A 13842-nucleotide genomic window follows, 5' to 3' on the forward strand; every position below is an offset into this window, starting at 1 on the left:
CCGGTGTCAGGGCCGGCCGGTCACTGACCGCCGTTGAGCAGTAATTCCATCAGTTTCTCCGGCGCCACGCAGGGGTCGGCCGCGGCGGTCCCCCCGACCGGTTCCACCCAGAAGGTGTAGACGCCCCGACTGGGCGCGCGCGTGGTGACGCCGCAGACGGCCGGGCGTTTGGGGTCGCGTTGGGTGAAGGCCGCCTGGCTCGCGATCTTGATGTTCTCCGTGGTGTACCCGAGACGTTTGGCCGTCTCCTTCTCGACGTTGTAGTCGCCCCACTCGAACCAGTTGAAGGTGACGTTCGCGGCGGCGGCGCCGTCGACGATCCACCGGCAGATGGCGCCGTTGAACGTTCCGCGTGCGCTGGTTCCACCGACGGCCTTCGCGATCTGGGCGGCCGAGAGCACCTGGCATTCCAGGGTGAGGCGGTCGAACTGATCGGTGTCGACGTTGCCGGGCTGTTCGGCGTTGGCCTGCTCGGAGGAGACGGCCTGGCCGTCGACGGTGCAGCCGGCCATCACGGCGACGAGAAGCGCCGACACCAGCACTGCCAGGAAAAGGCGGAGTCGGCTGTTCACGGACACCGCACGCGGCCGGGGACTCATGACGACCGCTCGATCGACATCTGGGCCAGCTGCTTGGCCGAATCACAGATCGCGTCGCTGCTCGGCGGCTGCTGGCCGAGCGGGACGCTGCCCGCGCTCAGCGACCACTCGAAGAAGTCGGCACCGAACCCGATGCCGATCTCGCAGATTCCGGAGTCGGATGCGATGAACCCCTTGTGCCCCTTGATCTCGATGTCTTTGGTGGAGTCACGCGAGAGTTGTTCGGTGGCACGTTCACGGCCGATCGGCGACCCCCGGTACCAGTTGAAGGATGCCACCGGGCCGGTGCGGTCGTCGCTGGCACTCCATTCGCACACCGACGGGTTGTTGACGGTGTTGGTGAGTGTGCCGATGTTGGCGATCCGATTCACCTCTTCGGTGGTCACTCCCCCGCACTCGCCGAAGAACGGGCCGGCGCCCGCCTTGCCGGGAGCCGTCGGGCCTTTCGGCGTCGCGGGATCGTTGTTGTCCGACCCCGACGAACACCCTGCCACGAGGGCGACGATCGCCGCGGCCACCGCGATCAGCATCCCGCCGTCGCGCATCCGCAGCCGGTCGAGTTCACGTCGTTCACGTTTGGTGGGCCGCCCGGCCCCGCGGTCACGACGCGGCTGACCGGCCAGGATCTCCTTGGCGGGCGGGGGCGGGCTGCGATCGATGTAGCACTGGGCGGCGGCGGGCGCGGACACCCGCTTGCTGATCAGCCGGGTGACTTCGACGATTCGTTCCCGGCCGGCGAGTCGGACCCGCACCTCATCGCCCACCACGACGTTCTGCGCCGGTTTGGCGGTGGCCCCGTTGACCCGGACGTGGCCGCCGCGGCATGCGTCGCCGGCCGCCGACCGTGTCTTGGTGAGGCGGATCGCCCAGATCCAGCTGTCCACCCGTGTGCTCATGTGTTCCGGACGCTCACGACCGCAGGAAGGGAGGATGCGGCGGAGACAGATCCTCGCACGTGATGCCCGCCTACTTCTGCCGGGTCAGCAGGTACACGCCGCCGGCCACCGCGACCACTCCCACCACCACCGCCAAAAACCAGTTGGTGAAGATGCCGAGGAGCAAAAAGACGACAATGCCGGGCGACACCGCCACCAGGCTCATCCCCGGATGCTGGCGGACGACCTGCGACAACGCCTTGCTCTTGGCTGGATCAATCGCCATGCGCTCCACAATAGCCAACGCCGACGAGGAGCCGATGCTTCTGCGCGCACGTCTTTGTCGGTGGCCGGAGGTAACGTGATCACATGTTCATCGAACACGAGTTCGATGAGAAGGTCAGCGGGTGACCGCGCGACGGAAGGCGGTGATGGCGGATGGTCGACGCGGTGGTACCCCAACCGCTGCCGCACACGGCGTCGCCGTGGCCCGCGCTGGCCACGGCGTTCCTGGGCGGCATCGATCCCACCGCCACAGCCGCGGCCTCGGTCAACGACCTGTTGATCGGCACGCGCGAACTCGACCGCGGCCACGCGTACCTCACCTGGTGCGACTACCGGTCGGTGGCCGACCTCGCCGGACGCCTCATCGATCACCGCAAGGGCGCCAACGGCTTTGCGGACGGATTCGCCGACCTCGCCAAACGCCTCTCCCGCACCCGCGGCATCACCCAACGCGCTGCCGAACGACTGATCGACGATGCGGCGGCTCTGTTCGAGCGGCTTCCCCAGGTCGCCGACACCTTGCGCGACGGGGTGATCACTCCGGAATGGGTGCGTGTCATCCTCTCGCGCACCGATCTCGTCGATGGCCGCTCCGCCCAGGCCGTGATCGACACCGAGATCGCGGCCACCCTCCGCCGTCGGCACAGCGGCTGGTCACGGCAACTCGTCCGGGACATGGCCGATCGCGTCGTTTTTCGCCACGACCCCGACGGCGTGCGCAAACGCCGCCAACGCGCCCTCGACGACCGGGGCGTGTGGACCCACAACCGCGACGATGGCACCGGCGAGATCGGGGCCACCATGGCCGCCGAGCACATCACCGTCGCCGCCGCCTCGGTCCGCGCCCTTGCCGATCATGTCTGCCCCCGCGACTCACGCACCCTGCCGCAACGCCTCTCCGATGCGATGTTCACGCTCCTCACCGGCGCCGCATTCGGCTGCGACTGCGGCGACGACGCATGTGACGCGCCCAGTCCCGACGCCGGCCGCGGCCGGACTCCCGCCACCACCGTCGTCATCCACGTCATCGCCGACGAAGCCACCGTCGGCGGCGGTTGCGCGGGTGATACCCCCGGACCTTCCACGCCGCCCGGACCGGACAGTGATTCCGGACCGGACGGTGGCCCCAGACCGGACAGTGGCCCCAGACCCGACAGTGGCCCCAGACCCGACAGCGGCCCAGCCGGACCGACCGACCCGCCGCCGGGACCCGAGCCGAGCGGTGGTGATTCCGGTAACCCCGGCTACCTCGTCGGCCATGGCGTCATCTCCCCCGAGCATGTGCGCGACCTCGCCGCCCGTCCCGAGGCGCAGCAGCGCCGGATTGTGCCGCGCGGGACGGCACCCGAAACCGTCGAACTCCCCGCAGGGCAACCGTCGAACCCGTACCGGCCGTCGACCGCCCTCGACGAGTTCGTCCGCCTGCGCGACGGCACCTGCGTCGACCCGGCCTGTCCCCGTTCGGCATTCGACGCCGACCTCGATCACGTCGCCGAATACGACCATGTCAATCCCGACCAGGGTGGCGCGACCGTGGCCGACGGGCTCAACAGCAAATGCCGTTTCGACCACAACCACAAGACCTTCACCGACTGGGTCGACGATCAATACCGAGACGACGACGGCCGCCTCGTCGTCGAATTCATCACGCCCGAAGGCCTCATCCTGCCCGGACCCGCCGAAACCCTCGAAGATCTCTTCCCCGGACTTCGCCGATACCGATTCCGCGACCCACCCAGACCGCCCCGATCACCTGTTGTCGACCCGCCACCGGGACTCACCACGCGGGTCGCGGCGAAGCACGCCCGCCGTCGCGCCGAGCGCCGCCGAAACCGTAAACGACGCACCACCAGGCCGGTTCGGCGCGACCCGCCTTCGACGACCCCACGCCGCCGCCCTTCTGATCCGGCGCGGACGCCGCGGTCGGCGATGTCAGTCGGCGTTGCCCGATCCCGTGCCGGCGGAACTCGTGGTCGTGCCGGTGTCGCTACCGGTCGAACCCTTGTCCGTCGAAGCCTTGTCGGTCGAAGCCTTGTCGGTTGAAGCCTTGTCGGTCGAATCCCCGTCGGATTCCGAACCGGTGACCGTCGGCGCCTGCGGCGCGCGGTGCTTTCCGAAGTATGACTCCGGGGAACGGTGCTTGCCCACATACCCGCCACCGACAGACTGACCGCCGGGAGTCCCGGGTGTCGTCGCACCGCCGGAAGAGTCGTCGGCGGTGTCGGACGGCCCGGTGCCGGGGGTCGGCTCCACAAGGCTTGTGACAGCAGGCTTCTCAGTGGTCGCCGGCTTCTCAGTGATCGTCGGCTTCTCTGTAGCCGTCGGCTGATCGCTCGCGCCGGGTTGATCGGTGGTCTCCGCGATCAGCGTGCGGGCCGCCGCCGGCGCCGCGACCTGGGTGCCGGTCACGCTCGAGGTCTCGTACGGTCCGATCGACGGAATACCGAACGGGTAGTCGATCTGCGGAATCGACACCGATGGAACCAGTTCGGCGGTGTCGAGATCCCCGAGATGGATCACCGGGATACCCACATGGTTGGCCTTGGTCTCCCCGTTCACCACGGTGTTCGGGTTCAGCGTCAGCGAGGACCCGAGCCAGTGCACCACCATCTCGCGCTGCGGGCCGTAGTCGCTGGTCACACTCACCAACACCGGCAGCCCGTAGGCGTCCTTCGCATCGCCTCCGAGGGAGAGTCGGATGAAGTCTTTGCTGAGGGTGGGGGTTTCACCATTGAGCAAGTCGGTGATCACCGTCGTGAATACGCCAGACGGGTCGCTGAGGACCGCAGTGGGATCGGTCAACGCGAACTGAACCTGCTTGATGGAGAGCGGCTCCTTGTTCTGGTCGAGTTCCTGATATCGGAAGTCGAAGGTGCCCAGCACATTTGCGCAGGCGCCCACACCTTCCGCGTAGGCCGCGGTGACCCCGCCGTAGCATCCGACGGCCTTGACGCCGGGGATGACGCCCAATTTCGAACCACCCTTCCAGGCCGTCACCTTGATGTCGTCAGTGGTCCAGGCGTTCGCCATTCCCAGCACTGCGAACGACCACGCGGTCCTGCCGTCCGATGCCCCGGCGGTCGCGAGGCTTGCGGGAAGATACGCGATCGCGGTGGCGTTCCCCTCGCGTGCCGCCATCGCGAACTCGTATCCGGAACCGATGACTTTCGCCGATCCGTGCGAAACGTTGCTGTTGCTCGGGATCACCGCCACCTCGTCAGGCAGAACGATCGCGATGCCGATATTCGATGCGCCACTGCAATCGGCGTTGCCCACCGTCGACGGCGCGCCGCACAGATCGATCTTCCAGACGCCCGCGACAGCACCGGCCCCGGTGACGATCGCATTGACGACGTCGGAGACCCCGGCGGCCTGCGCCTGCCCCTGCCCCATCGATTGCCCCAACCCCACCGCAGCAACGGCCGAGAGTGCCACCACGCCAGCGGCCGCGCGGGCCGCCCGTCGTTTCCTGCGTCGACTCTGCTTTTCGGCCCGACGGACTCCGCTGTGCGACGGCTGCGCCATGTGTTCCTCCCCTGTGCCTGCTGACTGAAGCCGCAACAGTTAAGCATCGCAAACCCGACATCCGCCGCCGTTTCGGAGAATCTGTATATCCGCAGGTCAAATAGGTCGACCGACCCAGTTCACCATCGATCCCGATCCAGCTGTTCCCCGGCCTCCGCGGCATCTGCGGCACATCCGAAACCGACGACCCAGCGGCCGTCGTCGAGTTCGATCTGGCCGAGAGACATCGGCGCAGGTAGGGCCGCCAGGAACTCGCCCAGCGCGGTCGGCGACAGCCGCCAGATCTCACCGCGAATCGATCGTCCCGCCACCGGGTCGCGAATCAGCCCGGGCTTGGCAGGTGTGGTGGCCAGCGCGACCAGACGGTACGACGGTGCCGTGATGATCTCGCCCGACCACCGCGCGCCCCGTCCGCTCAGCTCGTGGGTGAGCGGACCGCCCCGCATGTGGGCCCCGAACACCGCAAGCTCTACCGACTCGGCGACAGATTCCGGCCACGCGGGCTGCGACCGCGAGAACTCCTGCTCCCCCTCCATGCCGTCCCGATCGCCGAACCTGCGAGCAAGGTCGACAAGCACCGCATCGTGGTGTCGCCTGGCCAACAGCGTGACACCGAATTGCGCTGTGCTGCCGTCACTCTCCACCACCTGACCGGCCGGGATCGCCAACGCGCACAGGTCGAACAGATTGCAGAAATTGGTGTAGGTCCCCATCATGCTGTTCACGCCGACCGGGTCGGCGGCAACCTCGGCGAGAGTCGGATGCGCCGGCGCGGTAGGCACCATCAGGGCATCCGCGTCACCGAGTTGCGCCATCGCCTCCTCCCGCAGATCGGCCAGTTTCCGATGCGCCCGCAACAGGTCGACGGCCCCGAACCTGTTCGCGCCCAGAATGATCGACCTCACCACCGGATCGATCCCGGAGACCGACGGATCAGTGCCGGCGATGAAATCGCCGACGGCGTCGAATCGTTGCGCCACCAGCGCATCTTCGTACAACAGTTTGGCGGCGGCCAGGAACGCCGACAGGTCGATCGACTTGACCCTCATGCCCGCGGCCTCGGCCGCGCCCACCGCCTCCGCGAACGCCGCGCGCCACCGGTCGTCGAGTCTCGGCAGCTCGGCCGGAACCGCGATGGTGGGCTGCTCGGGCGCTGCGAGCAGCGCCGACGTACCGAAGGGGCGCGGACCGGCGGCGACGGCCATCACCCGCATGGCCGAATTCGCTTCCACCACAGTCGATGCGAAGACGGTCACGGTGTCGTAGTCGGCGCACGCGGGGACCACACCCGCGGTCGAGACGGCGCCCACGGTGGGCTTGATCCCGACGATGCCCTGCAGTCCCGCCGGCACCCGACCCGATCCGGCGGTGTCGGTGCCGATGGAGATGTCGGCGAAACCGAGCGCCACCGCGACCGCGGACCCCGAACTGGATCCGCCCGATATCCGATCGGGACGACGTGAATCACGCACCGCGCCATAGGGACTGCGGGTCCCGACCAGTCCGGTGGCGAACTGGTCGAGGTTGGTCTTCCCGATGATCACCGCACCCGCCGACCGCAACGCCGCCACACATGGCGCGTCCGCCTCGGGCACGTAGGCATAGCCGGGACATGCCGCCGTGGTGGGCAGACCGGCGACGTCGATGTTGTCCTTGACCGCGACGACGACTCCGGCCAACTCTCCGCCCGCGGCCACCGACGCGGCGTGGTCGGCGGCGACGTCGGCTTGCGGCCGCAGGGTGATGAACACCTCCGGCCGGTCGGCGAGATCGATCCGGCGGTAGATCTCCGCGATCCGGCTCATGCCACTCTCCCCTCGTCGTCCCGACCGCCCGCCGGCCGCGCGAATTCGCCGCCTGCCGACCAACGCGCGCGTTCCTCGTCGCGGGCCATCTCCATCGTCGCGCGGGTGGCCGCTATGTCGCCGGCGTTGTCGGCGAGGAACCGTTCGTGCTCGGCGAGCGAGAAGCTGCCGTCGGTGATGCGGACCGAATCACCGCGTCCGGCAGCCACATCGGCGCGCAGATCCAGCAACTCCTCGGCACTCACCGGATACCAGTGGATGCGGTCGAAGAAGCGCAGCAACCAGGGATGCTCGGGATCAAAGCCGGGTGCGGGCAGCGGGTGACGGTGATTCCACACCTGGGTGGTGCGCCCGACGAACTGGTAGCCGCCGGGGCCCTCCATTCCGTACACGCACAGGTAGGCACCCCCGATTCCCACCGCGTTCTCCGGTGTCCAGGTGCGCGCCGGGTTGTACTTCGTGGTCACCAGCCGGTGCCGCGGATCGAGTGGAACCGCCACCGGCGCACCGAGATACACATCACCCAGACCCAACACGAGGTAGTCGGCGTCGAACACGATCCGGTGGACGTCGTCGACCGAGTCGAGTCCGTTCATCCGCCGGATGAACTCGATGTTCCACGGGCACCACGGTGCATCGGACCGCACGCCGAGCATGTACCGTTCGATCGCCTCGCGGGTGGCCGGATCGTCCCACGACAGTGGGAGTTCCACCCGCCGGCTGGGCACCACCAACTCCGACACGGAGGGCAACTGGCTCTCACATTCGATCAGCCAGTCGAGCATCGACCGCTGCGACCACATGTCGGGATCCGCCTTGACCTGCAGCGAACGGATGCCGGGGGTCAGATCGATCAGACCGGCGGGCCGCTGCGCCGAGATGTGTTCGGCCAACGCGTGCACCCGCGCCCGCAACGCGAGGTCCAGGCGCATGTCCCCGTACTCGACGAGGATGTTGTCGTCGCCGCTGCGGCGGTAGGTGACCTCGGTGGAGCCGTCCGCGGTGGCGGTGCGGCCCAGGATCCCGTTGTCGGGGTCGCCGCCGGTGGAGAGCACCTCGACGATGCCCGCGCGCCTGCCCGGACCGAAACCACGTGCCGACGCGACGTCGGAACCGCGCACCGCGACGAACCGAACGGTGTCGCCGGGCTTGAGCTGCCCGAGTTTCCAGCGTTCGGCCGACACCACGGTCACCGGGCACACGAAACCGCCGAGGCTCGGACCGTCGGGCCCCAGCAGGATCGGGGTGTCGCCGGTGAAGTCCAAGGCACCCACCGAGTAGGCGTTGTCGTGGATGTTCGACGGGTGCAGTCCGGCCTCCCCGCCGTCGGTCCGCGCCCATCGGGGCTTGGGTCCGATGAGCCGGACACCGGTGCGGTCGGAATTGAAGTGCACCTCGTACGCGGTGGACATCAGGTCGTCGATGTCGTCGGGGGTGAAGAATTCCGGTGCGCTGTGCGGGCCCACCGTCACCCCGATGTGCCAGGTGTTGGTCATCGCCGGGTGTTCCTCGGTGAGCACCCGCACCGACGGCCCGCACGGCAGGTCAAGGGTGTCGAGGGTGTCGCCGTCGCTCAGCACACGTCCGTCCTTGCCGCCGAAGCGGCCCATCGTGAAGGTCGCGCGAGAACCGAGATAGTCCTCCCCGTCGAGTCCACCGGCGACGGCGATGTAGACGCGCATGCCGACGCCACCGACCGCACCCACATCGAGCACCTCACCTGGTTCGACCCGGAGCGGAACCCACTGTGCCACCGGCCTTCCGGCGATGGTCACCGGGGCTGTGGCACCGGTGACGGCCACCACGGCCGCGTCGGCGAACCGCAGCGACGGCCCGATCATGGTGGCCTCGAGTCCCGCCGCCGAATCCGGGTTGCCCACAGCGGAATTGGCCAACCGGAAGGAGAGGTCGTCCATCGGACCCGACGGGGGCACCCCCACCTTCCAGTAGCCGAGCCGCCCGGGCCAGTCCTGCACGGTGGTGAGCGGTCCGGCGCGGAGCACACTGATCGGTGTCATCAGTCCGGTCTCCTCATCTGTCCGGTCGGGTGACGATCACGCGGACCGCCGTGGGATCGAACCCGTTACAGGGATTGTTGATCTGTGGGCAGTTCGAGATCAGTACCAGGGTATCGGCGTCGGCGCGCAACGCGAGTCGCTTCCCGGGCGCCGACAGTCCGTCGACGATCCCGAGCGAGCCGTCGGGATCGACCGGAACGTTCATGAAGAAGTTGACGTTGCCCACCATGTCGGCCTTGCCGAGGCCGTGGGGTGCGCCGCCGATGAGGAAGTTCTCGACGCACGCATGCTGATGCTTGGTGTGATGGCCGTAGCGCAGCGTGTTCGACTCCTGCGAACAGGCACCGCCCACGGTGTCGTGGTTGCCCACCTCGTCGGCGACGATGGTCATCATCGGCGTCGATTCCTGGTCGCGGATCACCGATCCCGTGGTGAGGAAGATGTTCCCCTGAGCGGCGATGGTGGCCTGCGCCGAGTAGCGGATGGTGTGGTCGTGCGCACCGAAGAACAGCGTGTCGACGGCCTGGTTTCCGTACAGGTCGACGATGGTGAGCACGTCACCGCGGGCGACCACACCCGACCATGGTGCGCGGTCGCCGATCTCGGTGTCGAGAATCACGGCGCCGTTCACCAGGGCCAGTTCGGCGGCGGGCAGTTCGGAATAGGGACTTGTGGTGGTTGTCCGTGTGGTGGTTGTCCGTGTGGTGGTTGTCCGTGTGGTGGTTGTCATGGTGCTGGTCCTCAGAAATTCGCCGCGTGCCATACGTCTTCGGAATTGGCCACGGCGCGTTGGTATTCGGGCTCTGTTGAGTCGACGGTGTCGAGCAGGTCGGTGAGATCCGCGGGCGCCTTCCATGCGAGCAGTTCCAGCGGACCGGTGTCGAAGGTGGGTGACGGGTCGAGCGGATGGGCCGTGTTCACCACCGCGACCACGCACGGCAGGTGCAGGATGAGATCAACCGACTTGTCCAGCCCGGCAGACCCTTTGGAGGTCAGCGTGCCGTCGGCTTCCACCACCACGCCGTGGAAGAACGACAGCGAGGGCGCCACATCGGTTGCGGTGAGACCATGTTTGGCGGCCGCGAGCAGGAACATCTCCCGGCCCGCCGGACTGGACGAAGGGAGGTGCCCGTCGCCGTATTTCGCGGTGTTGCCGGCCAGCGTACTGGTGCCGCACAGGGCATCGTGATGGGCCGATTCGTCGGCAACGATGGTGGCCAGCACCCGGCCCTGATCGCTGAGCAGCGGGTGCCCGGTCCCCAGGTACGCCTGCCAGGGCACCTTGACGGTGTCGGCGACATTGAGTCGTTCCCACGGCGCGTCGGCGCGCCAGAGCAGCAGATGGGCGCAGGCCGAACCGGTGATGTCGCGCAATCGGATTCGGGTACCTCGGGCGAGCACCTTGCTGGTGTAGCGGCCACCCGGAACGGTTTCGGCCCAGGTGAGGTCGGCGGCGGCCACGCCGGCCGGCGGATCGGGCCACGCCGAGGCGGGCACCACCGGCATCGAATCGGTGATGGTGCCCGCCTGCGACCGCGCGTGCGCGCGGGCACCCGCGGTGGACCCGGTGGTGAGGGAGTCAGAAGCGATGGTGGGGTCAGAAGAGACGGTCATGTCGACCTCCTTTGATTGACGTGATCGAGCAGTGGCGGTCGGGACATTCGGGCGCTACGACGCACGCCGTACCAGCGCGTCCTCGGGTTCGGGCGCCCCCGGAAGTCCCTTGACCATGCGGTAGGCGACGTATCCCACGACGAGGGTGCCGATCACGAAGAGGATGGCGAAGTACTGCAGCACCCAGTTGCCACCGTCCGGGTCGTACACCTCGGCTCGCGGCCAGGCGATGTTGACCATCAGCGCCGCACCCATCACCACGGCGATCAGGTTCACCGGGATTCCCCACTTGCCGAGTCCGAAGACGGGCTTGCCGTGGCTGAGGTCGGTGCCGCGCAGGCGGTGGAGCAGTGCGGGCACGGTGACCATGAGGTACGCGAGGTAGACGATCACCACCGACACGCTGGTGATCGCGGCGAAGACACCGGCCTGCCCCAGGTTGACCAGCAGCACCAGGATGGCCAGCGCGGAGACCACGGCACCGGTGATCACGGGTGTGCCCGTCCGCGGATTCACCTTGGCCAGAAACGATCCGAACGGGAGCCGATTGTCGCGGGCCATCGAGAACATGACGCGCGACGCCGAGGCCTGGATCGCCAGGGTGGCGGAGAAGATGGCGACGGCGACGATGATCAGCAGCGCCTTGCCGAGCCATGTGTTCAGCTGCGAGGTGATCACCCACGAGATCCCCTGCGCGGAGAGTTCCGGGGCACCCAGCGACGGTGCCGCCATCAGGGCACCGATGATCATCAGGCCACCACCGACGAACGAGACCAGCAACGCGTTGACGATCGCCTTCGGCGCGGTCCGTCGCGGGTCCCGCGTCTCCTCGGACAGCTCTGCGGCACTGTCGAATCCGTACATCACGTAGCACGCCATCAGCATCGAGGCCAGGAATGCGGGCAGATAACCGAAACCGTGCCCGTGCTCGCCGGTGTTGGCGATGGCCGCGGCCGGTGACCGCTGCGCCTTGACGAACATGGCGACCACCAGCGCGATCACGCCGATGATCTCGATGGTCACACCGGTGACGGTGATCTTGCCCATGAAGCTCACGCCGACCGCGCTGATGACGGTGCAGGCCACAATGGTGACCGTGCCGAGGATGATCGCGTTGGTGGCACCGGATACCGACGTGAGGCTGGTGTCGTCGCCGACGATCTGGAAGCCCGACCAGATCTCGGGCAGCACGCTCTGCATCGCGATCGCCAGGGCGGAGACGCTCACGATGTAGCCGACCAGCATGAACCAGCCGGCGAACCAGCCCACACCGTCACCGGCGAGGCGGCGCGACCACTGGTAGACCGCACCGGCCACCGGGAACTTGCCGGAGAGTTCGGCGAACACCAGGCACACGCAGAACTGGCACACGAAGACGATCGGCCAGGTCCAGAAGAACGCCGGTCCGCCGAGACCGAAGCCCAGTGCGAACAGGGCGAACACGGTGGTCAGGATCGAGACGAAGGAGAATCCGGAGGCGAAGGCGGCATAACCGCCGATGCCGCGGTGCAGTTCCTGCTTGTAACCCAGCGCGGCCAGCGAGTCGGCGTCGGATTCCATGCCCGGTGACGATACGGGTGGTGTGGATGCGGTGGAGGTCATCGGTTCCGTCCTTTGAGGTGAATGCTGCGGTGAGTGCTCCCCGTCGAGCAGTTGTAACTGTCAGTTGATAGATAAACCCGCGGTATTTTCTATCACATGACAGTTTTGTTGCGAACAGGGAAACTCGTGCAACGGCCGTGTTACGCGGAGCCCTCGTTGCTCTCTCCCGGTGGACTACACTCGGCGTCGCGAATCTGTCACCTGCACGGTGGCGGGCACATCGGAGAGAGCGCGCAATGTCAGCAGGTAGGTCGGCGAGCGGAGCAGCGGCCGGACCGGGCCCGGGACGTCCCCGGCTCGTCGAGCAACGACGCCGCGGCGCCACCGGGCGCGAGGAGATCCTCGACGCGGCAGCCGAATTGTTCACCCGTCACGGCTACACCGGCACGTCGACGCGGATGATCGCCGAGGCGGTCGGTATCCGCCAGGCGTCGATGTATCACTACTTCAAGAACAAGGACGACATCCTCGCCGCGCTCCTCGACACCACCGTCGCCGCGTCGCTCGAACGCGCGCGCGAGTTGTCGGCCGACGATGGCCCCGCACTGGAGCGCTTGCTGGATCTGGCCCGGTTCGACGTCACCCAGCTCGCAGAGTCACGCTGGAATCTCGGGGCGCTGTATCTGCTGCCCGAGGTGGGCGACGACCGCTATCGCGAGTTCCGCGATGCCCGTCAGGAACTGGCCCACGCCTACGAGACGATGGCCACCGAGGTGCTCGGCGACCCCGCCGACACCCGCAGCCTCCTGCCTTTCCGCCTCGTCGAGTCGGTGATCATGCTGCGCGCCGACGAACAGCGCGGTGAACTCGGTACGCACACCGCGACCGGTCTCGTGGACACCATCACCGGTGCGATCCGAATGCTGCTGCAGCACAAGCCCAACGACTGATCACGCAGCACCACTGCCATCTCGCGCCGTCACAGGCGTCACGCTCAGCGGTGCTGGTGCCGTCGGCTACGCTGACCCCATGGCAGGCCGCAACATGAGCTTCGACCCCATCGCCGAGGCCAAGGTCAACTGGACCGACGCGGGCTGGGGCGCCGTGGCCGACGGCATGGTCGCGGTGACCTCGGTGATGCGCGCGCACCAGATCCTCCTCGCCCGCGTCGAATCCGCGCTGCGGCCCTACGATCTCACCTTCTCGCGATTCGAACTGCTTCGACTGCTGGCCTTTTCACGCTCGGGTGCACTGCCGATCACCAAGGCCAGCGACCGGCTGCAGGTGCACGTCACCAGCGTCACGCACGCCATCCGTCGTCTCGAGGAGGCCGCCCTCGTGCGCCGGCTCCCCCATCCCACCGACGGACGGACCACCCTGGTGGAGATCACCGAACTCGGCCGGTCGACCGTCGAGGACGCCACCACCACCCTCAACCGTGAAGTGTTCGCCGACGTCGGCATGAGTGAGGCCGAGATCACCGGGCTCGTCGACGCCATCCACTCATTGCGGCACGCCGCGGGCGACTTCTGAGGCACCGCCGACGCGCGGCCGATCTGTATGCGCTTTGCGTCGGATT

12 protein-coding genes are annotated in these 13842 nt (G+C 67.6%); 3 read left to right on the top strand and 9 right to left on the bottom strand.

Going from position 1 to position 13842, the window contains the following annotated elements; genetic code table 11:
- Positions 1 to 20: 20 nt before the first annotated feature.
- The 3 genes from ACWDTD_RS08545 to ACWDTD_RS08555 all read right to left on the bottom strand — a co-directional run bounded on the left by ACWDTD_RS08545 (position 21) and on the right by ACWDTD_RS08555 (position 1760).
- Positions 21 to 599 carry a DUF3558 domain-containing protein gene (locus ACWDTD_RS08545; RefSeq protein ID WP_449746665.1) on the bottom strand — a complete coding sequence of 193 codons (579 nt, stop codon included), beginning with the start codon at positions 597 to 599 and terminating at the stop codon, positions 21 to 23.
- On the bottom strand, positions 596 to 1495 hold the full coding sequence (locus ACWDTD_RS08550; protein WP_449746666.1) for a DUF3558 family protein: 900 nt from the start codon (positions 1493 to 1495) through the stop codon (positions 596 to 598). The genes ACWDTD_RS08545 and ACWDTD_RS08550 overlap by 4 nt, the downstream gene beginning before the upstream one ends.
- A 70-nt stretch (positions 1496 to 1565) precedes the next feature.
- Positions 1566 to 1760, bottom strand: coding sequence for a hypothetical protein (locus tag ACWDTD_RS08555; RefSeq protein ID WP_449746667.1), 195 nt, complete (start codon positions 1758 to 1760; stop codon positions 1566 to 1568).
- Between the two features lie 152 nt (positions 1761 to 1912).
- Between ACWDTD_RS08555 and ACWDTD_RS08560 the strand changes: the two genes are divergently transcribed.
- Complete coding sequence (locus ACWDTD_RS08560; protein WP_449746668.1) at positions 1913 to 3802, top strand: DUF222 domain-containing protein; 1890 nt, start codon at positions 1913 to 1915, stop codon at positions 3800 to 3802.
- Here the strand turns inward: ACWDTD_RS08560 and ACWDTD_RS08565 are convergent.
- The 6 genes from ACWDTD_RS08565 to ACWDTD_RS08590 all read right to left on the bottom strand — a co-directional run bounded on the left by ACWDTD_RS08565 (position 3692) and on the right by ACWDTD_RS08590 (position 12323).
- Entirely contained in the window at positions 3692 to 5284 is a 1593-nt protein-coding gene (locus ACWDTD_RS08565) for a hypothetical protein (RefSeq protein WP_449746669.1), read from the bottom strand. The two genes, ACWDTD_RS08560 and ACWDTD_RS08565, sit on opposite strands and share 111 nt — an antisense overlap.
- Positions 5285 to 5403: 119 nt before the next feature.
- Entirely contained in the window at positions 5404 to 7089 is a 1686-nt protein-coding gene (gene atzF / locus ACWDTD_RS08570) for an allophanate hydrolase (protein ID WP_449746670.1), read from the bottom strand.
- Positions 7086 to 9107, bottom strand: a complete 2022-nt coding sequence (locus tag ACWDTD_RS08575) for a 5-oxoprolinase/urea amidolyase family protein (protein ID WP_449746671.1) — start codon at positions 9105 to 9107, stop codon at positions 7086 to 7088. The genes atzF and ACWDTD_RS08575 overlap by 4 nt, the downstream gene beginning before the upstream one ends.
- Before the next feature lie 13 nt (positions 9108 to 9120).
- Entirely contained in the window at positions 9121 to 9837 is a 717-nt protein-coding gene (locus tag ACWDTD_RS08580; RefSeq protein WP_449746672.1) for an urea amidolyase associated protein UAAP2, read from the bottom strand.
- Positions 9838 to 9848: 11 nt separating this feature from the next.
- On the bottom strand, positions 9849 to 10721 hold the full coding sequence (locus ACWDTD_RS08585; protein ID WP_449746673.1) for an urea amidolyase associated protein UAAP1: 873 nt from the start codon (positions 10719 to 10721) through the stop codon (positions 9849 to 9851).
- Positions 10722 to 10775: 54 nt separating this feature from the next.
- The gene (locus tag ACWDTD_RS08590) at positions 10776 to 12323 is read right to left on the bottom strand and encodes an amino acid permease (protein ID WP_449746674.1); all 1548 of its coding nucleotides are present in this window, start codon (positions 12321 to 12323) and stop codon (positions 10776 to 10778) included.
- 236 nt (positions 12324 to 12559) lie between these two features.
- Here ACWDTD_RS08590 and ACWDTD_RS08595 point away from each other — a divergent pair, with 236 nt between their 5' ends.
- The gene (locus ACWDTD_RS08595) at positions 12560 to 13213 is read left to right on the top strand and encodes a TetR/AcrR family transcriptional regulator (RefSeq protein ID WP_449746675.1); all 654 of its coding nucleotides are present in this window, start codon (positions 12560 to 12562) and stop codon (positions 13211 to 13213) included.
- 79 nt (positions 13214 to 13292) lie between these two features.
- The gene (locus ACWDTD_RS08600) at positions 13293 to 13796 is read left to right on the top strand and encodes a MarR family transcriptional regulator (RefSeq protein WP_449746676.1); all 504 of its coding nucleotides are present in this window, start codon (positions 13293 to 13295) and stop codon (positions 13794 to 13796) included.
- The last annotated feature ends 46 nt before the right edge of the window (positions 13797 to 13842 follow it).

Source organism: Gordonia sp. NPDC003425, assembly GCF_053588635.1.